20 protein-coding genes are annotated in these 24106 nt (G+C 72.5%); 3 read left to right on the top strand and 17 right to left on the bottom strand.

The genetic code is table 11. The features are described from left to right. Positions 1-31: 31 nt before the first annotated feature. Both ACQPYE_RS37535 and ACQPYE_RS37540 read left to right on the top strand, forming a co-directional pair. On the top strand, positions 32-1357 hold the full coding sequence (locus ACQPYE_RS37535) for an acyl-CoA synthetase (protein ID WP_498723069.1): 1326 nt from the start codon (positions 32-34) through the stop codon (positions 1355-1357). Continuing rightward, on the top strand, positions 1354-2568 hold the full coding sequence (locus tag ACQPYE_RS37540; protein WP_498717855.1) for a carboxyl transferase domain-containing protein: 1215 nt from the start codon (positions 1354-1356) through the stop codon (positions 2566-2568). Before ACQPYE_RS37535 ends, ACQPYE_RS37540 begins: the two co-directional genes overlap by 4 nt. Positions 2569-3210: 642 nt before the next feature. Here the strand turns inward: ACQPYE_RS37540 and tsaE are convergent. The 5 genes from tsaE to glmS form a co-directional block, all read right to left on the bottom strand. After that, entirely contained in the window at positions 3211-3669 is a 459-nt protein-coding gene (gene tsaE, locus ACQPYE_RS37545) for a tRNA (adenosine(37)-N6)-threonylcarbamoyltransferase complex ATPase subunit type 1 TsaE (RefSeq protein WP_498717856.1), read from the bottom strand. Then, positions 3666-4769 carry an alpha/beta fold hydrolase gene (locus tag ACQPYE_RS37550; RefSeq protein WP_498717857.1) on the bottom strand — a complete coding sequence of 368 codons (1104 nt, stop codon included), beginning with the start codon at positions 4767-4769 and terminating at the stop codon, positions 3666-3668. The genes tsaE and ACQPYE_RS37550 overlap by 4 nt, the downstream gene beginning before the upstream one ends. Continuing rightward, positions 4766-5878 carry an alanine racemase gene (alr, locus tag ACQPYE_RS37555; protein ID WP_498717858.1) on the bottom strand — a complete coding sequence of 371 codons (1113 nt, stop codon included), beginning with the start codon at positions 5876-5878 and terminating at the stop codon, positions 4766-4768. The genes ACQPYE_RS37550 and alr overlap by 4 nt, the downstream gene beginning before the upstream one ends. Before the next feature lie 148 nt (positions 5879-6026). After that, positions 6027-7421, bottom strand: coding sequence for an NAD(P)H-hydrate dehydratase (locus tag ACQPYE_RS37560; RefSeq protein ID WP_498717860.1), 1395 nt, complete (start codon positions 7419-7421; stop codon positions 6027-6029). A gap of 15 nt (positions 7422-7436) precedes the next feature. Next, positions 7437-9299: a glutamine--fructose-6-phosphate transaminase (isomerizing) gene (glmS, locus tag ACQPYE_RS37565; protein WP_498717861.1), complete on the bottom strand. Its 1863-nt coding sequence runs from the start codon at positions 9297-9299 to the stop codon at positions 7437-7439. Between the two features lie 134 nt (positions 9300-9433). Between glmS and ACQPYE_RS37570 the strand changes: the two genes are divergently transcribed. Further along, positions 9434-10249: a dienelactone hydrolase family protein gene (locus ACQPYE_RS37570; protein ID WP_498717862.1), complete on the top strand. Its 816-nt coding sequence runs from the start codon at positions 9434-9436 to the stop codon at positions 10247-10249. 446 nt (positions 10250-10695) lie between these two features. Here the strand turns inward: ACQPYE_RS37570 and ACQPYE_RS37575 are convergent, their stop codons facing one another. The 12 genes from ACQPYE_RS37575 to ACQPYE_RS37630 all read right to left on the bottom strand — a co-directional run bounded on the left by ACQPYE_RS37575 (position 10696) and on the right by ACQPYE_RS37630 (position 24096). Continuing rightward, a complete protein-coding gene (locus tag ACQPYE_RS37575; RefSeq protein ID WP_498717863.1) occupies positions 10696-11154 on the bottom strand; it encodes a hypothetical protein in 459 nt (152 codons plus the stop codon). After that, on the bottom strand, positions 11151-14003 hold the full coding sequence (locus ACQPYE_RS37580; protein WP_498717864.1) for a WXG100 family type VII secretion target: 2853 nt from the start codon (positions 14001-14003) through the stop codon (positions 11151-11153). Before ACQPYE_RS37580 ends, ACQPYE_RS37575 begins: the two co-directional genes overlap by 4 nt. Next, a complete protein-coding gene (locus ACQPYE_RS37585; RefSeq protein ID WP_498717865.1) occupies positions 14003-14305 on the bottom strand; it encodes a hypothetical protein in 303 nt (100 codons plus the stop codon). Before ACQPYE_RS37585 ends, ACQPYE_RS37580 begins: the two co-directional genes overlap by 1 nt. 164 nt (positions 14306-14469) lie before the next feature. Then, positions 14470-14844 carry a hypothetical protein gene (locus ACQPYE_RS37590; RefSeq protein WP_498717866.1) on the bottom strand — a complete coding sequence of 125 codons (375 nt, stop codon included), beginning with the start codon at positions 14842-14844 and terminating at the stop codon, positions 14470-14472. 26 nt (positions 14845-14870) lie between these two features. Continuing rightward, positions 14871-16205 carry a phosphoglucosamine mutase gene (glmM, locus tag ACQPYE_RS37595; RefSeq protein ID WP_498717867.1) on the bottom strand — a complete coding sequence of 445 codons (1335 nt, stop codon included), beginning with the start codon at positions 16203-16205 and terminating at the stop codon, positions 14871-14873. 117 nt (positions 16206-16322) lie between these two features. After that, on the bottom strand, positions 16323-16964 hold the full coding sequence (gene rpsI, locus ACQPYE_RS37600; protein ID WP_498717868.1) for a 30S ribosomal protein S9: 642 nt from the start codon (positions 16962-16964) through the stop codon (positions 16323-16325). Beyond that, positions 16961-17404, bottom strand: a complete 444-nt coding sequence (gene rplM / locus ACQPYE_RS37605; protein WP_053718450.1) for a 50S ribosomal protein L13 — start codon at positions 17402-17404, stop codon at positions 16961-16963. The genes rpsI and rplM overlap by 4 nt, the downstream gene beginning before the upstream one ends. A 289-nt stretch (positions 17405-17693) precedes the next feature. Further along, positions 17694-17990 (bottom strand): WXG100 family type VII secretion target, encoded by a 297-nt coding sequence (locus ACQPYE_RS37610; RefSeq protein WP_498717869.1) that lies wholly within the window; start codon positions 17988-17990, stop codon positions 17694-17696. Positions 17991-18066: 76 nt separating this feature from the next. Continuing rightward, a complete protein-coding gene (locus ACQPYE_RS37615) occupies positions 18067-18378 on the bottom strand; it encodes a WXG100 family type VII secretion target (RefSeq protein WP_498717870.1) in 312 nt (103 codons plus the stop codon). A 146-nt stretch (positions 18379-18524) separates the two neighbouring features. Continuing rightward, positions 18525-18947, bottom strand: coding sequence for a hypothetical protein (locus ACQPYE_RS37620; RefSeq protein WP_498717871.1), 423 nt, complete (start codon positions 18945-18947; stop codon positions 18525-18527). A 19-nt stretch (positions 18948-18966) separates the two neighbouring features. Continuing rightward, on the bottom strand, positions 18967-20778 hold the full coding sequence (locus ACQPYE_RS37625; RefSeq protein WP_498717872.1) for a type VII secretion-associated protein: 1812 nt from the start codon (positions 20776-20778) through the stop codon (positions 18967-18969). Positions 20779-20985: 207 nt separating this feature from the next. Next, a complete protein-coding gene (locus ACQPYE_RS37630) occupies positions 20986-24096 on the bottom strand; it encodes an AfsR/SARP family transcriptional regulator (protein WP_498717873.1) in 3111 nt (1036 codons plus the stop codon). Between the last annotated feature and the right edge of the window lie 10 nt (positions 24097-24106).

Genomic DNA, 24106 nt, shown 5'->3' on the forward strand with positions numbered 1-24106 from the left:
GGGCGGTGTCCGGCAAGGTCACTGTATGGAGATGCTGCTGCCGGCGCTGGCCTCGCCGTCGTCCAAGATCGCCCTTCGATTCCCCGAGCGGGAGCTGACGTACGAGCAGTTGGCGCGCGAGGCGCGTGCGGTCGCGGCCGGGTTGGCGGGCACGCGGCGGGTCGCGGTGTGGGCCCGCTCGACGCCCGAGACGTGCGTGGCGGTCGTCGGGGCGCTGCTGGCCGGCGTGCCGGTGGTGCCGCTCAACCCCAAGATCGGGGAACGGGAGCTCGCGCACATCCTCGCCGACAGCGCGCCGGACCTGGTGGTCGACGACCGGCTGCCGTCCGGTCCGGTGGGCGACCTGCCGGAGCCGGACGGCGAGGCGCCCGCGTTGATCGTCTACACGAGCGGCACCACCGGGCCGCCCAAGGGCGTGGTGCTGCCCAGGCGGGCGCTGGCGACGAACCTCGACGCGCTGGCGGAGGCGTGGGGGTGGACCGAGGACGACGTCGTGGTGCACGGCCTGCCGCTGTTCCACGTGCACGGGCTGGGCGTGGGGGTGATCGGGCCGTTGCGGCGGGGCGGGACGGTGCGCCACCTCGGGTCGTTCAGCGTGGCGCAAGCCGCCGAGGCGCTGCGCGACGGCGGCACGATGATGTTCGGCGTGCCCACCATGTACAGCCGGATCGCGGCCGAGCCCGAGCACGCCGAGGCGTTCGGCAGGGCCAGGCTGCTGGTGTCCGGCTCGGCCGCGCTGCCGGCGAGCGTGCACGAGCGCATCGAGCAGCTGACCGGTCAGCGGGTGGTCGAGCGGTACGGGATGACCGAGACGTTGATGAACACCAGCGTTCGCGCGGACGGCGACCGGCGGGCCGGGACGGTGGGGCTGCCGCTGGACGGGGTGGAGGTGCGGGTCGTCGGTGATGAGCCCGGTGAGATCGAGGTGCGCGGGCCGAACCTGTTCCTGGAGTACCTGAACCGGCCGGACGCCACGCGGGAGGCGTTCCGCGACGGCTGGTTCCGCACCGGCGACCTCGCCGTGGTCGAGCCGGACGGGTACGTGCGGATCGTCGGCCGCCGGGCCACGGACCTGATCAAGAGCGGTGGCTACAAGATCGGCGCGGGCGAGATCGAGAACGCCCTGCTGGAGCACCCGTCGGTGGCCGAGGTGGCGGTGACCGGCGAGCCGGACGACGACCTGGGCGAACGGGTGGTGGCGTGGGTCGTGGCGAACGGCGAGGCGCCCGCGCCGGAGGAGTTGGCCGATCACGTGGCCCGGCTGCTGTCGCCGCACAAGCGACCGAGGGCGGTCCGGTACTTGGCCGCGTTGCCGCGCAACGACATGGGCAAGGTGCTGAAGCGGGAACTGCGGTGAACCCGCTCGGCTGGCCGGGTTACGAGGACCAGCTCGGCCGCGCGCGCGAACGGTCCGGTGGCGTCGAGTCGGTGTCGTGGCGACGGTTGCCGCGCGCGGTGGAGGTCGCCTTCGACTTCCGGTTCCTCGGTGGTTCGGTCGGCACGGCCGCCGGCGCGCTGATCGAGGAGGCGTTCACCGAGGCGCGGCTGGCGCGACTGCCGGTGGTGTCGAAGATCGCGACCGGTGGCAGCCGGATGCAGGAGGGGATGCTGTCGCTGCGGCAGCTCCAGCGGGCGGCACGGCTGTGCGCGGCGCACCGGGAGGCCGGTCTGCCGCACGTGTCCGTGCTGCGCGACCCGACCACCGGTGGGGTGTGGGCGTCGCTGGGTGCGGGTGCGGACGTCGTGATCGGCGTGTCCGGCGCCCAGGTCGGGTTCGCGGGCAGCCGGGTGCGACCGGCGGACGACCCCGCTTACACGGCGGAGGGCCAGTTCGCGGCGGGCACGGTGGACCTCGTGGTGGAGCCGGAGGACGTCGACTCGACCGTGGCGAAGGTCCTCGGCCTGCTGACGCGCGGTGACGCCGTGCCCGCCGAGGTGCCGCGCGCCCTGGGTGCTCAAGACCTGCCCGTGGACGGATGGGACGCGGTGCTGCGAGCGCGCGCTGCGGACCGTCCTCGGGCTGAGGCCTACCTGGACGACTACTTCGACCTCCGGACGCCGATCAGCGGCGACCGGGCGGGCGGCGTCGACGCGGGGATGCGGTGCGGCGTCGGGCGGCGGGGTGAACGGGCAATCGCGTTCGCCGCGCAGACCGGCACCTCCAACACCCCCGCCGGCTTCCGCACCGCGGCCCGTTTGATCCGGTTGGCGTCACGCTTCGCCCTGCCGGTGTTGACGTTGGTCGACACCCCGGGCGCGGCCAACGACGCGGCGGCCGAGCGGGCGGGGGTGGGCGCGGCTATCGCGGAACTGTTCGCCGCGGTTGCGGAGGCACGGGTGCCGATCACGACGTTGGTCATCGGGGAGGGCGGGTCCGGTGGCGCGTTGGCGCTGTCGTCACCGGAGCACACGTGGATCACGCCGGACGCTTACTTCTCCGTGATCGCGCCTGAACTCGCGGCGGCGATCCTGAAGCGCGACGACGTGCCACGACTTGCCGACGACCTGCGGTTGCGACCACAGGACCTGGTGGAACTGGGTGTCGTGCGCGGTATTTCGGAAGGCTGACGGGCCGGGCGAAAGGCTCAAAAGATTTAAAGCATGTCCTCGCCGGACGGGCAGATCAGCAGGATGACCCCGACCAGGCGATCAAGCGCCGGGTCCGTCGTGGGTCCGGGGTGCGTGTCATCCCACCGACCTCCCTCCGGGCTACCACACGTATCAAGGGGGCGCCCCCAGTCGACGCCGCAGGCCAGCCTTCACCACGCCCCCTTGACACGCGCGGCAGGGCAAAGCCAGGTCGGCGGGATGACACGAACCCCTCTATCTGCAACAACCAGTGCCGGCAGTGGCAGCGGGTCCGGCACCCGGCCCACGCGGGATGACCCCGGCCCGCCCTCCACCGGTCCACTGACAGGCCCTTCCTCCCAAAGGAGGGGTTCGTGTCATCCCGCCGACCTGGCGCAGCCCTACCGCGCGTGTCAAGGGGGCACATCCCCTGCCACCAGGAACCTTTCCGCTGGAACCGCCCCCTTGATACGTGCGGTAGCCCTTGTGGAGGTCGGTGGGATGACACGGACTCCGGACCCACAACGGACCCGGCGCAGGATCGCTTTGTGGGAGTCATCCTGCTGATCTGCCCGTCCGGCGAGGACACGCTCTTGAAGCTCTTTAGCCCTTGGAAGCCCTCAAGCCCTCAAGCCACGACCGTCAGACCGGCAGTTCGCGATCGACCCAAGCACCGTGCGGGTGGAGGTGGGCGATGCGCACGTCGTCGTCCCGGCGTTCCAGCCTGATCAGCAAGTGGTCCTCGGAGAGCCGCTCGGCCGAGCCCTCACCCCACTCGACGGCGACCACGGCGTCCACCAGGTCGGTGTCCAGGTCGAGGTCGTCCAACTCGTCCAGGTGACCACCGAGCCGGTAGGCGTCGACGTGCACCAGAGGCACGCCGCGACCGGCCGGCGCGGGCTCGTGGACGCGGGCGATCACGAAGGTCGGGGAACTCACCCGGCCCGTCACGCCGAGGCCGTCGGCCAGGCCGCGCACCAGCGCTGTCTTGCCCGCGCCCAACGGGCCGGACAGCAGCACCAGGTCACCGCCCCGCACCAGACCACCCAGCTTGCGCCCGAACTCCTCGGTGTCGTGCACCTCGGGGAGCGTCACGCTCACGCTCGTCGCCACCACCGCCGCCTGCTTTCGCCCTGTTCGGCGGCACTGCGCCGAACCACTCCGACCAGGTGTCCGGTGACCAGGTCGGGTTGTTCCAACATGAGCATGTGACCCGCGCCGGACACGCGGACCAGTTCGCCGTGCGGCATCTCCTCGGCCATCCGCTCGGCGTGCGAGAACGGCGTCAGCTTGTCCGCGTCGCCGCTGATGACGAGCACCTCGCAGTGCCGGAGGCCGGCGAGCGCCTTGTAGCGGTTGTGGGTGCCGAGGGTCTCCAGGAACTCGGTGAGCACCTGCACCGTGGCGCGGCTGATCATCTGTTCCATCAGGTCGACCAACGACGGGCTGACCTTGCCGGTTCCGAAGGCCAGCGCGCGGATCCCGCTCCACGTCAGCGTGGACGCCCGGCGCCTGACCCACTCGACCAGGCCCGGTTGCAGGCCGGCGAGCCTGCCGACGCCCAGCGTCACCGGGTTGTGGCGGGACAGGACGGACTTCGGCAGGCCCGCTCCGCCGACCGCGCCGGCCGCCGTGCCGACGAGCGCGACGCCGCGCACCCGGTCGGCGAACAGGTCGGGCCGCTGCTCGGCCAGCGCCATGATCGTCATGCCGCCCATCGAGTGGCCGACCAGCACGAGCGGGCCGTCGGGGGCCATCGAGCGGATCACCGCGTCGAGGTCCTTGGCGCACTGCTCGATCGTGCTGCCCTCGGCGGTGGACCGGCCCGAACGGCCGTGGCTGCGCTGGTCGTAGAGGATCTGGCGGACGCGCGGCTCGGTGAGCGGGGCCAGGTCGCGGCGCTGGAAGTGCCAGCAGCGGCGGTCGAGGGCGAAGCCGTGCACGAGGACGACCGTGACCTCGGGTTTCCCGCCGTCCACCGGGTCGACCTCCTCGACCGACAGCGGCACGCCGTCGTCGGCCGCGACGGTGGACTCGCGGGTCGGGGTGAGGCGGCCGAGCGGTTCGTCGGCGAGCGGGTCGTCGGCCTGGCGGTCGTTCGAGACCTTCTTCTGGTTCGCGGCCACGCCGACCGCGACACCGGTCGCGGCGGCGCCGAGGATGCCGCCGGCCCAGCCGACGGCCTTCCACACCGCGTTCACGGGCGTGCCCCCACGTACGTCCGGGTGACCCGCGGTCGGTACATGCCGGTGACGATCTCGTAGTCGATGGTGCCGGTGGTGTCCGCCCACTCGCGGGCCGTCGGCTCGCCCGTCGTGCCGGGTCCGAACAGGACGACCTCGTCCCCCTCCGCCACCAGGTCGTCGCCGCAGTCGACGACGACCTGGTCCATGCAGACGCGGCCGACGACCGGGCGGCGGCGTCCGGCCAGCCAGACGTCCATCCGGTTCGACAGGCTGCGCGGCACGCCGTCGGCGTAACCGACGGGCACCAGGGCCAGGTTCGTGTCGTTCCGGGCGGTCCAGCTCAGGCCGTAGGACACCGACTCGCCGGCGGGGATGCGCTTGGCCAGCGCAACCGAGGACCGGAACGTCATCACGGGGCGCAGGTCGGCGGGGACGGGGACCGGGTTGAGGCCGTAGATCGCGATGCCCGGGCGGACCAGGTCCAGGTGGAGGTCGGGGCGGGTGATGAGGGCGGCGGAGTTGGCGATGTGGCGGCGCGGGTCGAGGCCGGCGGCGAGGGCCTCGCGGTAGGCGTCGTCGAAGCGCTCGGCCTGGGCGTCGGTGCCGCGGTGGCCGATCTCGTCGGCGACGGCCAGGTGTGACCAGATCGAGTGAACTTCGACGTTGTGGGTCTTGGCGGCGCGTTCGACCAGCTCGGACCAGCGGGTGGCCGGGCAGCCGCTGCGGGACAGGCCGGTGTCGATCTTGAGGTGGACGCGGGCGGTCTTGCCCACCCGGTCGGCCGCGGCCGAGATCTCCTCCAGCTGGGCGAGGGAGGAGGCGGACAGGTCGACGTCCTGCTCGACGCCGGGCGCGTAGTCGGTGCCCGCCGGGTCCAGCCAGGCCAGGATCGGCACGGTGAGCCCGGCCGCGCGCAGCGCCAGGGCTTCGGCCAGGGAGCAGGAGCCGAGCCACGTCGCACCCGCCTCGACCGCGGCTCTGGCCACCTCCACGGCGCCGTGCCCGTACCCGTCGGCCTTGACGACGGCCATCGTGTCGGCGGTGGGCGCGAGGGCGTCGAGGTGGGCGACGTTGTGCCGGAGGTTCTCGAGGTCGATCACGACCTCGGCGCGAGGAGCAGCCATAACGCCGTTCATGGTGACACACCACCGAGAGTCCTACGTTCACGTCGCGCGAGTCCTACGTCCAGAACGCGCGAGTCCTACGTTCGGAACGACCGTGTCCTACGTTCAGGACCCCCGAGTTGAACGCTCAGAGCACGCGCGCCCCCGTTCAGAGGGGGCGGACGGCGCGGATCGCGTCGGGGATCGCGGCCAGCAGCGAGGTGGCGGGGATGGGCGCGCCGTCGGCGGCCAGTTCCGCGGCCAGGACGTGGACCTTCGCGGCGCAGCCCGCCGCCAGCACCGGGTCGAGGCCGGCGGCCAGGAGCGAGCCCAGGACGCCCGAGAGGACGTCGCCGGAACCCGCCGTCGCGGCCCACGACGAGCGGGCGCGGTTGACCAGGACGCGGCCGTCCGGGCCGGCGATCACGGTGGCGTGGCCCTTCAGCAGCACGACGGCGTTGTACCGCTCCGCGACCTTCCGCGCGGCCGTCACCCGATCGTCGCCGACGGGGCCGGCCAACCGCTCGTACTCGCGGTCGTGCGGCGTCAGGACCAGCGGCGCGTCCGGGTCGCGGGCGTCCCACAGGTCCGGGTTGTTGGCCAGCATGGTGATCGCGTCGGCGTCCGCGCACACCGGCACGCCCGCCTCCAGGATCGTCCGCAGGACCGCCTCCGCGCCCAACCCGGTGCCCAGGCCCGGCCCGACGACCCACGCCTGCACCCGGCCGGCGTCCGTGACCGACCCCGTGCAGATGGCCTCCGGCCACTTCGCCCGAACGCCCTCGGCCGCCGCACCGGCATACCTGACCAGGCCGGACGTCGACAGCAACGCCGCACCGGTGGCCAGCACCGCCGCGCCCGGGTACGTCGCCGAACCGGCCGCGACACCCGTCACGCCCTGCGTGTACTTGTCGTCCTCCGGCCCCGGCACGGGCCACGCCAGACCGACGTCGGCGACGTCCAGCTCGACCAGGTCCGGCCCGTGCAGCTCGCCGGTCAACCCGATGTCGACCAGCCGCACGTCACCGCAGTCGGCCAGCGCGTGCACGGGCTTGAGGCAGCCGAACGTGACAGTGGTGTGCGCGCGCACCGCGGGCCCGGAGATCGCGCCCGTGTCGGGGTCGATCCCGCTGGGCAGGTCGACCGACAGCACGGGCGCGTCGAGGTGCGCGACGTGCTCGGCGGCGTCCGGGCGCAACGGGCCGCGGGCGGAGAGGCCCACGATGCCGTCGATCACCAGGTCGACGTCGCGCAGTTCCGGGACCACTCGGCCACCGACGCGGCGGAACGCGGCCAAGCCCTCGGCGTGCACACGATCAGGTGTCAGCAGGACGGCGGACACGGCAACGCCGCGTTTGCGGAGGTAGTACCCCGCCCACAGCGCGTCGCCACCGTTGTTGCCCGCGCCGACGAGCAGGCCGACCCGCCGCCCGCCCCCCAGCAGCTCCGCCGCGACGACCGCCACGCCGAACGCCGCCCGGCGCATCAGCGCACCGGCCGGCACGACCGCCATGACGCGTTCTTCCGCCGCCCTGACCCGATCCGTCGTCCACAGACCCCGCATGGGGCCAAGCCTGCCCTACTCGACCGTGACGGACTTGGCGAGGTTGCGCGGCTTGTCCACGTCGTAACCGCGGCTGCGGGCGATCTCCGCAGCCAGCACCTGCAACGGCACCGTGGAGATCAACGGCTGCAGCAGCGTCGGCACCGCCGGGATCTCGATCAGGTGATCCGCGAACGGGCGAACCGTCTCGTCACCCTCTTCAGCGATCACGATCGTGCGCGCGCCCCGGGCCTGGATCTCCGAGATGTTCGACACCAGCTTCGAGTGCAGCACCGCCCGGCCCTTGGGCGACGGCATGACCACGACCACCGGCAGGCCCTCTTCGATCAACGCGATCGGGCCGTGCTTCAGCTCGCCCGCCGCGAAGCCCTCGGCGTGCATGTAGGCGAGTTCCTTCAGCTTCAGCGCGCCTTCGAGCGCCACCGGGTAGCCGACGTGCCTGCCGAGGAACAGCACCGCCTTCGAGTCGGCCAGCTCCCGGCCCAGCGCGCGGACCTGCTCGATGGTGCCCAGCACCTTCCGCACCGCGTCCGGCATGGCCTCCAGCTGGTGGAACTCCTGGGCCACCTCGTCGGGGTACTTCGTGCCGCGCGCCTGCGCCAGGGCCAGGCCGACCAGGTAGTTCGCCGCGATCTGGGCGAGGAACGCCTTGGTCGACGCGACGCCGATCTCCGGGCCCGCGTGCGTGTAGAGCACGGCGTCGGACTCGCGGGGGATCTGCGCGCCGTTGGTGTTGCAGACCGCCAGCACGCGCGCCTTCTGCGACCGCGCGTGACGGACGGCCTCCAATGTGTCCGCAGTTTCACCTGACTGGGACACGGCGACGACGAGCGTGTCGCGGTCGAGCACGGGGTCGCGGTAGCGGAACTCGCTGGCCAGCTCGACCTCGACGGGCAGCCGCGTCCAGTGCTCGATGGCGTACTTGGCGACCAGGCCGGAGTGGTAGGCCGAGCCGCAGGCGACGACGAAGACCTTGTCGACGTCCCGCAGGTCCTGGTCGGAGAGGCGCTGCTCGTCGAGCACGATCCGACCGTCGCGGAAGTGGCCGCGCAGCGTGTTGGCCAGCGCTTCCGGCTGCTCCTCGATCTCCTTGAGCATGAAGTACTCGTGGCCGCCCTTCTCGGCGGCCGACAGGTCCCAGTTGACCGTGAACGGCTTGGCGTGCGCGGCCCCGCCGTCGAAGTCGGTGACCCGGTAGCCGTCGCGGTCGATCACCACGACCTGGTCCTGGCCGAGCTCGACGGCCTCGCGGGTGTGCTCGATGAACGCCGACACGTCGCTGGCGACGAACGTCTCGCCCTCACCGACGCCCACTACGAGTGGTGACGAACGGCGGGCGGCGACCACCACGTCCGGGTGATCCGCGTGCGTGACGACGAGGGTGAACGCGCCTTCGAGGCGGCGGACCACCGTGCGGACGCTCGCCACCAGGTCGCCCTTGGTGTCGCCCTCGTCGTACGCGCGGGCGATGAGGTGGGCGGTGGTCTCGGTGTCGGTGTCGCTGGCCATCTCGATGCCGACGGCCTCGAGCTCGGCGCGCAGGGCGGCGAAGTTCTCGATGATGCCGTTGTGGACGACGGCGACCCGGCCCGTGGCGTCGCAGTGCGGGTGGGAGTTGCGGTCGACCGGCGCGCCGTGGGTGGCCCAGCGCGTGTGGCCCATGCCCGCGGTGCCGGTGAAGGCGTCGCGGCCGACCTCGTCCAGTCGGGCCTCCAGGTTCGTCAGGCGACCGGCCTTGCGTTCGACGGCCAGGCCGCCGTCACCGTCGAGGACGGCGACGCCCGCCGAGTCGTAGCCGCGGTACTCCAGCCGCCGCAACCCGTCGAGCACGACGTCCAGCGCCGACCTGTGTCCCACATATCCCACGATTCCGCACACGCCGCACAGCGTAACTAGACCAGGGCCGTCACCCGAAAGGGCCACTTCACCGCGTTCGCGCAGGTCAGGCCGCTAATTGGTGTAGACCAATCGAAGCGTGCGCGCCGTCACCACGATCGACTACCGTTCGCGTGGTGAGCGGCTACTCGGCGAAGCAGGTGCTCGACCAGCTCAGCAGGCCCGGTGAGCACCCCGTGCTGCGCGGCGACCTGGCGTTGGTCGGACTTCCGGGCTTGATCTACACGCCCGCGGTCGGGCTGGGACTGCCGGCGGTGGCCTTCGGGCACGGCTGGTTGCAGCCGGTCAACCGCTACCGGGCGTTGCTGCGGCACCTGGCGTCGTGGGGTTTCGTGGCCGCCGCGCCGGGGACTCAGCGCGGGCCGCTGATGTCGTCGCGCCTGATGGCCGGGAACCTGCGGACGGCGCTCGACGTGTGCACCGGCGTGCGACTGGGCGACGGCGGGATCAGCGTGGACGCCTCACGGCTGGCGGTGGCGGGTCACTCGATGGGTGGCGGCGCGGCGGTGCTGGCCGCGGCGGACGACCAGCGCGTGCGGGCGGTCGTGACGTTGGCCGCCTCCGAGACCCGGCCGTCGGCGCTGGACGCGGCCCGGCGGGTCGCCGTGCCGGGGTTGCACCTGGCCGGCGGGGAGGATCGCATCGCGCCGCCGGTCGGGCACGCGGAGGCCATCGCGGAGGCGTGGCAGGGGCCGGTGCAGCTGCGGTCGTTGCCGAAGACCAGCCACCTGGGGTTCGCGGAGGGGCGGCACTGGAGCGAGCTGCTGCTCGACGGCAAGGGCGAGCGGGCGGCGCAGAAGCTGGCGCGGGCGCTGACGACGGCGTTCCTGCTGCGGACGCTCAAGGGCGAGAAGAAGTGGGACGCGCTGCTGGACGGCGACGTGAAGGGCGCTGTGCTGACGTTCCAGCGCGGTCCGCTGGTTCGCCGCTGACCCACCGGCCCACCCGCCACCGACCCATCCCCATCGCGGCCCCACCAGCCATCGGCCCACCAGCGGCGGACCCTCCAGCCGTCGGCCCACTCGCCGCTGGACTCACTCGCCGCTGAGTCCACTCGCCGCTGGGTCCACCCGTCGCACCGGGTCAGTACTCGGCCGGTCAGTGCTCGGCCGGTCAGTGCTCGGCCGGTCAGTGCTCGGCCGGTCAGTGCTCGGCTGGTCGCTGGTCGTGCTGGGCATGGTTCCTGGTTCCTCCGGCCCCTCGTCGTCGTGTGCCTTGGTGACGTGGTCCCCGTGGTCGCGTCCGTTGCCGTGGTGGCGTGGGGCGTGGTTGCGGGGGCGGTCATATCAACCGATGTACGGGAACAGTGTTTCCGTACATTTTCGGGCGATGTTCACCCGATCGAGTTGGCACGCGGGACGTGGGGCCGGAGGGAAGGTCAGGTCAGCCAGCTCTGGCTGCCGAAATCGTCGTCGTCGTCCACCGGCGTCGGACGGCGTGGGGCGGGGCGCGGTGGGGGTGGCGGCGGAGGCGGGGTGGCGGCCGGGGGTTGGACCGGTGGTGGCGGCGGGGTGGGCGTCCACGAGGAGGTGGGCGCGGGCGGCGGGGTTTCGTAGGTCGGCTCGTCGTCCTCGGCGCCGAACTTGAACTCGCCGCTCTTCTTCTCCGTCGCCGCCTTGGTGTTCCAGCCGCCGGCGGCCTTCTGCGCCTTCTCGTTCTCCTCCAGCCGCTCGACGATCTTCTGCGCGATCTGGCCCTGCTTGGAGAAGCTGTCCCGCGCCTGTTCCTTCGCCTCACGCGTGTGACGTTCCCGCAGCTCACGCCGGTCGGCGTGCTCCCGCGAAATCTGGTCCATGCGGCTCATCGCCGCGGCCAGCCTGTCCGACGCGACGCTCATCGGCCCTCCTCACCCAGCACACCCTGCACGCGGCTGAGGCTGGCGTCGTCGTCGAACAGCGACCCGGTCGTGCGCCACTGCCCCGGGCTGCTGCGCTCGTTGTCGCCGCCGCCACCCTGCTGACCGCCGCCGGGCTGGCCGCCACCCATCATCCCGCCGCCCATCATGCCGCCACCGGTGGCGGAACCGCCGGGCTGACCCGCGGTCTGGGACTCCTGCATGGACGGGAGCGTGGCGGAACCGGCCTGGCCCGCCTGCGAGGCGTTCGTGTCGGACGCGAGCCCCTGGTCGGCCGAGCTGGACGGCGGGCTGCTCCACGTGTTGTCCGAGCCGGACGACGACGAACCGCCGCCCAGCACCGAGTCCGCGCCGTTGAAGCCCGAGCCGCCGAGGACGGAAGCGCCGGACGCCGAGGTCATGCCCTCGGTGTTGTACTGCGTGAAACCGCCACCGCCCGCGAAACCGCCGCCACCGCCGTTGCCGCCGCCGTCGAAGGCGACGGGCGGGGCCTGGAAGCCCTGGGGCCCGGGGGCCTGGAACGCGGTGGGCGCCTGGAACCCGGACGGTTCGGTGAAGCCGGCGCTGACCGGCGACCCGGCGGCGCTGCCCGCGAAGCCCGAGTTGTCCGGTGCGGGCATCGTGGTGAACTGCGGCTCCGTGAAACCGGCACCACCGGCGAAGCCCTGGTCGGAGGCCACCGGAGCGGTGAACTGCGGCTCCGTGAAACCACCACCGGCGCCGCCGCCGAAGCCCTGGTCGGGCGCGGTCGGGGTGGTGAACTGCGGCTCGGTGAAGCCGCCGCCCGCGACGCCCCCGGCCACGGCCGGTTCCGGTTGGCCGATCAAGGTCTCCGCCTGGGCGGGCGTGACGTCGGACGGCAGGTCGCCGGGCACGTCGGCCGGCAGCGTCACGGCGTTGTCCAGGCCCGGGATGCTCGGCGTCTCGCCGGAGTCGGCGGTGTCCTCGCCGAACTCCACGCCGTACTCCTCGGGCGTGCCGTCGCCGTTGTCGACCGTGAGGTTGATCTCACCCGTCAGGGGGTCGACCTCGGCGGTGATGGCCAGGCCGTCCAGCTCGATCAACGCCTTGCCGTCGGCGCCGGCCTCGATCGGGATCGCGCCGTTCGCGCCGCCCTCGGCCGAGCCGGCGACCGCGCCGACCGCCGCGCCGGGCGTGCCCGGGGTACCGCCGGCCGCACCGGGCACCGCGCCCGTGGCGGACGTCGCACCGGCCAGCGCGCCCGCCAGCGCCGCCCCGCCGTTCTGGCCCATCAGGGCCTTCGCCGCGTCGGGGTTGTTGCTGAAGTCGACGTCGTAGGTCTTCGGCTCGCTCTGCGGCGTGTCGACGGTGATCTGCACGTGGCCGTTCTCGTCCGGCTCGGTGATCTTGATCTCGTTGTCGCCGCTCTTGATGGTGACGGTCTCGGGCGGCTCTTCCTCGCCCTTCAGCCCGTCGGGCTTGCCGTCGCCGTCGAGGTCGTCCGGCTTGCCGTCGCCGTCGGTGTCGCCGGGCACCTGGAGCGCGTCCGGCTTGCCGTCGCCGTCCTTGTCCAGCGGGTTCTCGGGCTTCGGCATCTCCGGCATGGGAGGCGTGCCGCCACCACCACCGGAACCGCTGCCGCCACCGCCCGTACCGCCGCCACCGCCGCCGTTGTCGTCCCCGCGACGACCGTCGTCGCCACGACGACCGTCGTCGCCGCCCTTGTCACTGGCGGGCGCGGGGAACGGGTTGTCGAACTCCGCCATGTACTTGGCGAGCGTCTCCCACTTGGCGTCCACGGAGGACTTGGTCTCCGTGCAGCACGACTTGAACTGCTGGTAGAGCCCCCAGAACTCGCGGTTGAACGAGTCGCGGATCCACTTCTTGCACTGGTTGATCGCGTAGTCGCGGTTCTCGTCGTTGAGGCTGCAGTCGTCGGAGTTGATGCGGTCCGCGATGTTGCTGCCGGTCTTCGAGTCCACCCAGCCGGCGATCTCCGAGACGCGGTCCTTGGAGTAGTCGCCCTCGCCGCGCGCGAACGACACGACCTTCTCGGCCATGAACGTGTCCGCCTGGCCGATCTGCTCCCGGTACATGCCGAGGACCTCGTCGGCCTTGCTCTTGCACAGCGCGTACACGCCCTGGACCGCGGTGCGGGTCAGCTTGGCCGCGCCGTCGAACGCGTCGGCCAGCTCGGTGATCTTCGGTGAGATCTTGCCGGTGTAGTGCTCGTGGGACTTGGTGGCCGCCTGGCCCTCCCACTCGCCGTACAGGGCCTTGAGCTGCCCGGCCACGTCCGACTTCATCTCGTCGATCTTGGACTTGGCGGTGCTGAACTCGTCGGCTTCCATCAGCAGCTTGTGGAAGTTGATCCCGCGCTGCTCGTCGTACGGCTTCTGGATGTGCTCGGCGAAGTTGAGCGCGGTGGTGTTGCCGATGCAGTCGCCGGGCCGGTTGTTCCAGATGCCCTCGAACTTCTGGAACACCTTCAGCCCGGCCTGGCCCGCGTCGAACAGCTCGTCGGACAGCTTCACGCCCGCGCCGGAGGAGGTCGGCGGCCGGGTCGCGTCGAGCTGCGACTGGCCGTCGTCGACGGCCTTGGTCTGCTCCTGCGAGTTGTAGCTGTTGGACTCGCCCTCGGCCTTGGCCTCGTCGTAGCGGTTCTTCAGGCCGTCGTCACGGGACGCGCCGTCACCCCAGTTCCACAGGCTGGAGGTGTCGTAGCGGTCCTTGTAGGTGTTCGCCTCGTCGGGGATGTTCCACGGCGCGGTCTCGGACACGTAGGCGTGCATGAGCTCCGCCTTCTTGTCCTCCGACACGTTCGGGTCGTCGAGAACGGTCTTGATGTCGTTCCAGCCCGGATCGGCCATCAGTACTGGCTCCCCAGGTCGGCGGCGTTGGTGGATTCGACATCGCCGTAGGTCGAGGCGCCGGAAGCGATCTTCCCGGCGAATCCGCCGAGGACGCTCGTCATGTTCGCGATGCCCTTGCCGAAGTTGTCGATCCCCGTCTTGTAATTGGTGAAGTGCTGCTGGTGCGCTTCACCGAAATCACGAGCGATCGTCTGGGTCTGGCCGACGTCCTTCAACCCGTCGGCGGTCTCCTTCGCCGCATCGGAAATGCCCTTCGAGGCTTTTTGCATCGCCTCGGTACTGGTGCCGTAACCGGCCACGGCGCTCCACTCCCCTCCGCGGCCCGGGGGCCACGACCCAACTCGACGACTCGCCCCTTTTCGACGCGACGCTTCGGCGTGCGGTTCCATCGTGGCAGGCCGACGGGCCGCCGGGCGGCGGTTCCGGCCTGGTCCTTGCAGGTGTAAACGCCGACGTGCGGACTTCAGCCCTGCGGCGGCGGACCGGTCGGCGGCTGAGGCGGCTGAGGCGGCTGAGGCGGCTGGTGACCGTGGGGAGGGTACTGGCCGGGCGGCGGCCCACCCGGCTGACCGGGGAACTGCTGACCGGGATACGGCTGACCTGGGTAGGGCTGACCAGGCTGCGGCTGCCCTGGGTGCGGCTGACCGGGGTATGGCTGGCCCGGCTGCGGCCGGCCCGGGTAGGGCTGACCGGGATACGGCTGACCGGGAGGTTGGCCCTGGTAGGGGCGGGAGGCCTGCTTGCCGCCGCTCTTCTTCACCAGCACCACGATCCCCACGACGACGCCGATCACCACCACCGCGATGATCGCCATCTGGACGAAGCCGATGCCACCCATCCCCGAACCCCCGAACGACTCGCGCGTCAGTGGACCGAGGAAACCACACCGGCGAGCCGCTGGGCAGCGGACTCCGCGAGTTCGGGCGTGGCCGCCTCGACCATGACCCGGACCAGCTGCTCGGTGCCGGAGGGTCGCAGCAGCACCCGGCCGGTGTCGCCGAGCTCGGCCGTCACGGCGGCGACCGCCTCGCTGACGGCCGTGTCCTTCGCCACCGCCGCCTTGTCGCCGACGACCACGTTGATCAGCACCTGCGGCAGCCTGCGCATCACGTTCGCGAGCTCGGCCAGCGGCTTGCCGGTCTCCGCCATCCGCGACATCAGCCGCAACGCGGTCAGCAGGCCGTCACCGGTGGTGGCGTGCGCCGGGAGGATCACGTGCCCGGACTGCTCACCGCCCAGCGCGAACCCGCCCGCGCGCAGCTCCTCCAGCACGTAGCGGTCGCCGACCGCGGTGGTCTTGAGGGCGATGCCGTGCTCGCGCATCGCCAGGTGCAGGCCGAGGTTGCTCATCACGGTCGCGACCAGCGTGTTGTCGGTCAGCTCGCCGGCTTCCTTCATGCCGAGCGCCAGCACCGCCATGACCTGGTCGCCGTCGAGGTCGTTGCCGTCGGCGTCGACCGCGACGCAGCGGTCCGCGTCGCCGTCGTGCGCGATGCCGAGGTGCGCGCCGTGCTCGACCACCGCGGCGCACAGCTTCGCGACGTGGTTGGAGCCGCAGTCGTCGTTGATGTTCAGCCCGTCGGGCGCGGTGTGGATCTCCACGACCTCGGCGCCCGCGCGGCGGTAGGCGTCCGGCGCGGCCACGGACGCGGCGCCGTTCGCGCAGTCCACCACGACCTTGAGGCCCTCCAGGCGGTGCGGCGTCACCTTCAGCAGGTGCTGCACGTACTGGCCCTCGGCGTCCTCGATGTCGCGGACGCGGCCGATGCCCGCGCCGGTCGGGCGGTGGTCGCGGACGCCGAGCTTCTGCTCGATCTCGTCCTCGACCGAGTCGGGCAGCTTGTGCCCGCCCGCGGCGAACAGCTTGATGCCGTTGTCCGGCATGGGGTTGTGCGAGGCGGAGATCATCACGCCGACGTCCGCGCCGAGCGCCGACACCAGGTAGGCGACCGCCGGTGTCGGCAGCACGCCCGCGCGCAGCACGTCCGCGCCCGCCGATGTGAGGCCGGCCACCACGGCCGCCTCCAGCATCTCGCCGCTGGCCCGCGGGTCGCGGCCGACGACCGCGACCGGGCGGTGCGAGCGGTCGTGCTCGGCCAGCACCCGTGCCGCCGAGGCGGCGATGGACAGCGCGAGTTCCGGGGTCAGGTCCGCGTTGGCGAGACCGCGTACGCCGTCAGTGCCGAACAGCCGAGCCATGATCGCCGTGACCTCCATGCACACCGGGCAACAAGGGGAGAAAAAACACTGCGGGAGCAGCAGTTCGACGAAGAACTGACTGCTCCCGCAGGGTGGTGCTCGCTCGACCGGGAAAGGTCAGCGCTTGCTGTACTGAGGCGCCTTGCGGGCCTTCTTGAGGCCGTACTTCTTCCGCTCCTTGACCCGGGGGTCACGGGTGAGGAAGCCGGCCTTCTTCAGCACCGGGCGGTCCTCGGAGTCGACGGCGATCAGCGCACGCGCGATCGCGAGGCGCAGCGCGCCCGCCTGGCCGGTGGTGCCGCCGCCACGCAGGGTCGCGATGACGTCGAACGTCTCCGGCTTCTCCGTCGTCACCAGGGGCTCGCGGATGAGCTGCTGGTGCACCTTGTTCGGGAAGTAGTCGTCCATCGACTTCCCGTTCAGGGTGAACTTGCCGGTGCCGGGGAGGAGCCGCACGCGGACGATGGCCTGCTTGCGCCGGCCGACCGTCTGCGCGAGGTGGTGCGCACCCGCGTTGAGGGTGTGCCGCACGACGGGCGTGCCCTCGACCTCGGCGTCCTCGGTGGCGTCGGCCTCGTCGGCGTCGGCCTCCGGGGTCTCGGCTTCGGTGGCCTCGGCTTCAGGAGCCTCGGCTTCGGTGGCCTCCGCCTCCGGGGCCTCGGCCTCGGTGGCCTCCGCCTCGGCGGCTTCGGTCTCGACAACGTCGAGCTCGGCCTCAGGGGTCGTCACGTCGATGTCCTCGGTCTGGTGCTCGGTCACTGGGCGACCTTCTTGATCTCGAACGGCTGCGGCAGCTGCGCAGCGTGCGGGTGGTTCGGGCCCGTGTAGACCTTGAGCTTGCCCGCGATCGCGCGGCCGAGGCGGTTCTTGGGCAGCATGCCCTTGATCGCCTTCTCGACCAGCCGGTCGGCGCGGGTGTCGAGCACCTCGCCGAACGAGCGCTGGCTCAGGCCGCCCGGAAAACCGGAGTGCCGGTACACGAACTCCTGATCACGCTTCTTGCCGGTCAACGCCACCTTGTCCGCGTTGATGACGATGACGAAGTCACCGGTGTCAACGTGTGGGGCGTAAGTCGGCTTGTGCTTGCCGCGCAGCAGCGTCGCGGCCTGGGTGGCGAGCCGACCGAGCACCACGTCCTGGGCGTCGATCACGTGCCAGGTTCGGGTCACCTCGCCGGGCTTCGGGCTGTACGTGCGCACGGGTCTACCTCGTCGTCACTTGCGTCTGGGGTCATTGCGGCGGCTGCTCAGGCCAGAGACCCCAGGTGGGCAGAGGACCAGAACACGAGGTACGCACAGTACGCACCAGTTACCGCACAACAACGTAGGAAGATACCGGTTGGGGCCGGGGCGGGTCAAAACGGCCCCTCTTAAACCCTCCGGACCGGCCTCGACCGACCCGGATCACACCCTGGCGAACCGGTCGAAACACGGACGTGGGCCCCGGATCCTCGAGGATCCCGGGGCCCACTGGGGGTCGTGCGGCAGATCAGGCCCAGCGGCCCTGGTTCTTCTGCTCGGCGGCCTGGTAGGCGTCGGTCGCGGACTGGACGGCCGTACCGATCTGGGCCAGCACCTGCTGGAGACCCGCGGCGGACTCGTCCCACGCGCGCTGCGCCTCCTGGTAGCTGGCCGAGGCGCCACCGTCCCACTGCGCGATGACGGGCGCGAGGCGCGACTTGAGGTTGTCCAGCTCGGACTGGATCTTGCCGGCCTGCCCGCTGATGTCGCCCGCTGCGCTGCTCAGCTGCCCGAAGTCAACCTTGATGTTGTTGGCGTCGACCATGATCTCCCCTTGGAAGTGAAGTCAGAAAGAAGAAGGAAAGCGAAAGGAACGGAAACGCGACCTGAATTCGGATGGATCAGCCGCCGAGCCGGTTGGTGATGGCCGACATCTCCTGCGCCTGCTCCTCTTCCTGCTGGATGTAGGTCGCCGCGGAGCCGTCCATCTGCTCGGCGATGTCCATCAGGGCCTTCTGCAGCTTGTCGGCGTCCTCGCGGAAGCGCTCCATCAGCTTGTTGAAGGCGATGGCCGCCCCACCCTGCCACGCGCTGGACAGGCCGTCGATCGTGTTGCCGAGCTGCCCCAGGACGCCCTGGACGCTGCCGTTGGTGCTGACGATGTCCTTCGCTGCGCCGACGAGCTCTTCATGTCCGGTGGAGTAACCAGCCATTGGGTGCGACCCCCTTGGTCGAAGTGATCAGGCGTTCTTGGTTCGTACGCCTCTTACGACGCAGACCTTGCCATGTCCGGTTCCACGCTGTCGCGATTTCTTCGGAAGTAGTTGCGGTAGTAAACGCGACGGGCCCCCGAACGGGGTCAGTAGAGGATTCGCGCTTGCGAAAAGTCCTCGTCATCGCCTGTTTCGGGGGGAAGTTGCCCGCTCGGGCCCGCCACCGCGCGGGAACCGGTCACCGGGCGCGGCGGAACTGCATTTGCATTTGCGTCCGTTTGCTCTCGCGATTTCTCCGGCGTGAGCAGTTCCCGGCCCGAGGGCAGCTCCTCCACGGGCAGGCCGCGGTGGTGGCGGAAACCGGTGGCGACCCGTCGCACGTCCGGCGACGTCGGCGCGTGCCCGTCCGGCCGCACCTGCCGCGCCTTGGCCTGCTCGGCGAGCTGCCGGTTCCGGTCGCGCTGCGCCGCGTTCTTCGCGCCCGCGGCGTCCGCCGCGCGCCGGCCCCTGGTCACCGCCGCGTCGAGGTCCGCGCGGAACCGGGCGAAGGCCTCCGGGATGCCGGTCATCACATTTCCCCCACTCCGGTCAGCTGGTCACGGTCAGCGTGCGGACGACCTGCTCGCACGCGGGGCGGACCCGGTCGAGCCCGTCCTGCGGGTACTGGCAGCCCACGCTGACCTGCACGTCGTCCTGGAACAGCACGTACCAGTCGATGACGGCCGACTCCACCACTTCCCGGTAGTAAACGACATCCTTGGTGGCGAAGTCGGCGGAAGCGTCGAAATCGGACACGTTCGTCCGCTGGTCGTACTGGCCACGCAGCTCGGTCTCGGCCCGCGCGGGGTCTTCGGTGGCGTTGTAGTTGAGCCGCCGCTCCTCCACCGCGATGACGTCCAGGTCGGACTCGGGCGCCTCCGGCTTGATCAGCACCTTGCGGGTCTCGACCTGGCCGCCGGTCTGCTGCCAGCCGCCGGGCACGGTGAAGCTGTAGTCGTACTGCGCGATGATCCGGCCGTCGGGGGCGGCGGACGTGGCGGTGGACGTGCCGGGGGTGGTCGGCCCGCCGGTGGTGGCGTCCCCCTTGCTCAGCAGGTACGCCGTGGACGCGGCGACGACGGCGAGCACCGCGGCGGCGCCGACCACGAGCAGCGGCACGCGGCTGCGGCGCGGCGGGGCCGGCGCGGGCAAGGGGACGGGCGGCGGGAAGTACGCCGGCTGCGGGAACCCGGTGGGCGGCGACGGCGTGATCCGCCGGGTGATCTTGCGGGTCCGGTCGTCGGTGATCTTGCGGGTGACGTCGCCCTGGCCGGCGGGCAGCGCGCCGGTGCGCAGCGGGTCCACGCTCACCGCTCTCAGCGCGCCCCTGGCCACCACGGTCTCCGGCTGGTCGATGCTCGTCGGCACCACGCCGGACTGCTCCAGCACCAGGCGGGCCACCAGCGGGATGCGGCTGGACCCGCCGACGAGGAACACGCCGGCGAGGCCGCGCGGGTCGAGCCCGGCGTCGCGCACCGCCGTCACCACCAGCGCGGCGGCCCTCGTGAGCGAGGCGCCGACCAGGCGTTCCAGGTCGGTGCGGGTGACGTGGGCGTCGGGGAACGGCGGTGGCATCGGCACGTCGGTGTAGGCGTGCCGGGACAGGGTCTCCTTCGCGCCGCGCACGTCCTGGCGCAGCACCCGGCGCTTGCGGCGGTCCGCCAGCTCCCGGCCCTCCACGAGCTGCCGCCACGCGTCCGGGTCGCCGGGCGAGACCAGGGAGCCGATGTGCTCCAGCAGCGCCTGGTCGACGTCCGCGCCGCCGAAGCCGGGGTCGCCCTTGGTGGCCAGCACGCGGAACGTGCCGCCCTGGCGGGCCACCACGCTGGCGTCGACCGTGCCGCCGCCGAGGTCGAGCACGGCCAGCGCCGCGCCGTCCGGGATGGCGTGGGACGCCGAGTGGAACACCGCCGCCGCGACCGGCTCGGGCACCAGCCGCAGCTCCTGGCCGAGGCCCCGGGCGGCGTGCAGCAGCACCCTGGTGCGGATCGCGCCCCAGTCGGCCGGGTGGGTGAGCACGAGCAGGTCGACCCGCGCGCCACCGGCCACGTGCCGCGCCTCGTCGACGGCCCTGGTCAGCACGGCCCGCACGACGTCCACCACCGGCAGCACGCTGGAGCCGAGCAGCAGCTCGCCCTCGTCGACGCGGCGCTTGGGGTGCGGTTCGTAGCGGGACGGGTCCACCGCCGCCTGGCGTTCGGCCTCCTGACCGACGAACAGCGTGCCGTCGGCCGCGGCGAACACGGCGGAGGGCACGATCGGCTGGCCGTCGACCACCACGACCTGCGGTTCGCGGCCGTGCAGGGACATGGCGACGCAGGTGCTGGACGTGCCGAAGTCCACCGCCACGCGCAAGCTCATCCGTCATCCCCCTCGTCGGCCGGGGCGGGCCTGCATATGCATACCTCACGGGACCGACGGTCCGCTTCGGGGTCGGGTCACCCGCGTCGGTCACCGCCCGGGGTCGGCCGCCGTCCTCCGCCCGGGTCCGGAGTTCCGCCGCACCCGGTCGACCAAGGTGCTCGCCGGTCCGCGAGCTCCCCCGGTGGCCCGCGGCTCACGACCAGGTCAGGAGAGCAGCGCGCGTGCTTCGTCCGCCTCCGGCATCCCCATCTCCTCGGCCAGCTCCAGCGCGCGTTCCAGCGACGCCCTGTCCCCGGTGAGCCCGCCGAGCAGGAGCCACGTCCGCGCCTCGTCCGGCCGGTAGCCGTACTGCCGCTGGGTCACCAACGCCGACTCGGCCGCCGAGCGCGCCGCGGCCAGGTCGCCGTGCGCCCGGTGCACCGCGGCGGACACCGTCCTGGCCCGCGCGCCGACCATCCGCGCGCCCATGGTCGAGGCCAGCGCCACGGCCCGGCCGACGGTCGACGGGGCCGCCTCGTCCCCGGGGTCCACCGCGGCCACGCCGAGGAGCGCCTGCACCTCCCCGAGCCGGTAGCCGCTCGCCGTCGCGGCGCGCAGGGCGACGCGGTACCGCCGCGAGGCCGTGAGGTGCTCCCCCAGCCGGTGCTCGACGCCGGCCAGCGTGTTCAGCGCGTCGACCACGTTCCAGTTGTCGTCGGTCTCCTCGGCGACGGCCAGCGACTCGCGCGCGTGCTCCACCGCCGCCGGGTAGTCGCCGAGGTGGCTCGCGATCACCGCCAGGTTGTCCAGCGCCGCCGCTTGGCCCCGGCGCGCGCCGGCGTCGCGGAACAGCCCCAGCGCGCGTTCGCGGAGCTCGCGCGACCGGTGCGGGTCGCCCTCGGCCAGCTTGACCCCGCCCAGCACGTTGAGCACCACGGCCTGGCCGATCGGCGAGCCCGCCCGCACGAGCAGGTCGAGCGCCTCGCACAGGACCGCCCTCGCCTCGACCAGGTCGCCGCAGTCGTACAGGGCCGTGCCCAGGTTGGACAGGCTGACCGCCTCGCCCCTCCTCGGCCCGATCGCCCGGTCGGCGGCGTGCGCCTGCCGGTACGTCCGCGCGGCCCGGACCAGCCGCCCCTGCTGGTGGTGGACGCTGCCGAGACCACCGAGGGCGATCGCCCGGCCCTTGGGCCAGACGCCCCGGTCGCCGAGGGCGATCACCCGCTGGTAGTGCTCGGCCGCCTCCTGGGTCTGGCCCACCGAGTAGGCGTGGACCGCGAGGCACAGGCCCACGGCCATCTGCCCGACCTCGTCCGACGCCGACCGCGCGGCGGCCGAGGCGGCGCGGCCCGCGTCCGCCCAACCGTCGAAGTGCCTGCGCGCCCAGGTGAACACCCGCATCCCGAACAGCAGGCGCCAGGACAGCTCGCGGGGCCCGTGCTCGGCCGCGTCGGCGATCACGGCCACCACGTTCTGCCGCTCGGCCGCCAACCACCGCGCCGCCGCCTCGCCGTCGGTGAACGGACCCGGGTCGACCTCCGCCTCGTCCGCGGTGTGCGACGCGTGCGGGTACAGCAGCGCCGACGCCGACACGACCCGGCGGAGGTAGCCCCGGAACAGCCGCGACCGGCCCTCGGCCGCCTCCGCCTCGCCGACGAGCCCGCGCGCGTACTCGCGGACCAGGTCGTGCAGCCCGTACCGGCCCTGCCCGTCGTGCTGCGCCAGGTTGGCCGCGACGAGCCGGTCCAGCGCCCGGCCCGCGCCGTCGCCCGCGCCGGTCAGGTCGGCGACCGCGTCCCGGTCGAAGTCCGCCCCCGGCACGACGCCGAGCAGCCGGAACACCCGCTGCGCCGGGCCGTCCAACGTCCGGTAGGACAGGTCGAACGCGGTGCGCACGGCGGCCTGCGGGTCGTCCTCGACCGCGAGCCGCGCCACGCGGTCGCCGCCGCGCAACGCCGCCAGGTAGGCGCCGAGGCCGTGCGCCGCCGCGTTCGCGACCGCGATGCGCAACGCGAGCGGCAGGTGACCGCACAGCCGCGCCAGCTCCGCCAGGTCCGCCGGGTCGGCCTCGGGCATCGCCGCGCGCAGCAGGCCGCCGGACTCCTCCGGCGTGAGCACGTCCAGCCGCAGCGGCCGCGCGCCGTCCAGGGCGGACAGCCCGCGCAGCTCGTTCCGGCTCGTGACGACGACCAGGCACGAGGCCGTGCCGGGCAGCAGCGGTCGCACCTGCTCGGCCGACGCCGCGTTGTCCAGCACCACCAGGAACCGCCGGTCCGCGACCAGCGAGCGGTACAGGGCGACCAGCTCGTCCAGGCCCTCGGGGACCTGCTCGGCGGCGACGTCCAGCGCGCGCAGGAACCGGGCCAGCACCTGCTCCGGCCGCACCGGGCCGGCCGGGTCGTAGCCGCGCAGGTTCGCGAACAGCTGGCCGTCCGGGAACACCGGCCGGGCCCGGTGCGCCCAGCGCACCGCCAGCGCGGTCTTCCCGATCCCCGCCGAGCCGGTGACGGCGACGACCACGACGGAACCGGCGGCGGAGGACACCGCCTCGTCCAGCTCCGACAACTGCGGCAGCCGCCCCGCGAACCCGGCCACGTCCGGCGGCAGCTGCCGCGGCGCCGGCGCCCGCGTGACCACGTCCTCGGCCCGCAGGATCCGGTTGAACAGGTCCTGCAGCTCGGCGGACGGGTCGACGCCGAGCTCGTCGGCCAGCGCCTCGCGGACCTCGCGGTAGGCGGCCAGCGCCTCCGCCTGCCTGCCCGACCGGTACAGCGCCCGCATCAGCCGCGCCCACAGCCGCTCGCTCAGCGGGTGCCGCCGGGTCAGCGACCGCAGCTCGGCCACCAGCCCGTCCGTGCGACCGGCGTCGAGGTCCGCGTCGATGCGGCGCACGACCACGTCGAGGCGTTCCTCCAGCAACGGCACGACGTGCTCCCGGTGCAGCCAGTCCGACTCGACGTCGGACAGCGGGTCGCCCCGCCACAGCGCCAGGGCCTCGGCCGACCGGCCCCGGTCGGCGAGCTCGCGGAACACGTGCAGGTCCAGCGCGCCCGGCGGGACCTCGGCGACGTAGCCCTTGGTGGTCGTGCGGACGACGTTCGCCTCGCCCAACGCCTGCCGCAGCCGCCGCACCACCATCTGCAACGTCGCCTTGGCCCGGTCCGGGTTGGGCGCGCCGCCGTCCCACATCCGGTCGACCAGCTCGTCGGCCGTCACCGGCTGGTTGGCCCGCAGCAGCAGGATCGCCAGCAGCACCCTCGCCCGACCGGCCGGGATCGGCACGAGCCCGTCGCCGTGCCGCACCTCCAGCGGTCCGAGGACCCCGAACCCGATCACCAGACCCCCT

Origin of the sequence: Actinosynnema sp. CA-299493, from assembly GCF_050946825.1 — a bacterium.
GTDB lineage: Bacteria > Actinomycetota > Actinomycetes > Mycobacteriales > Pseudonocardiaceae > Actinosynnema.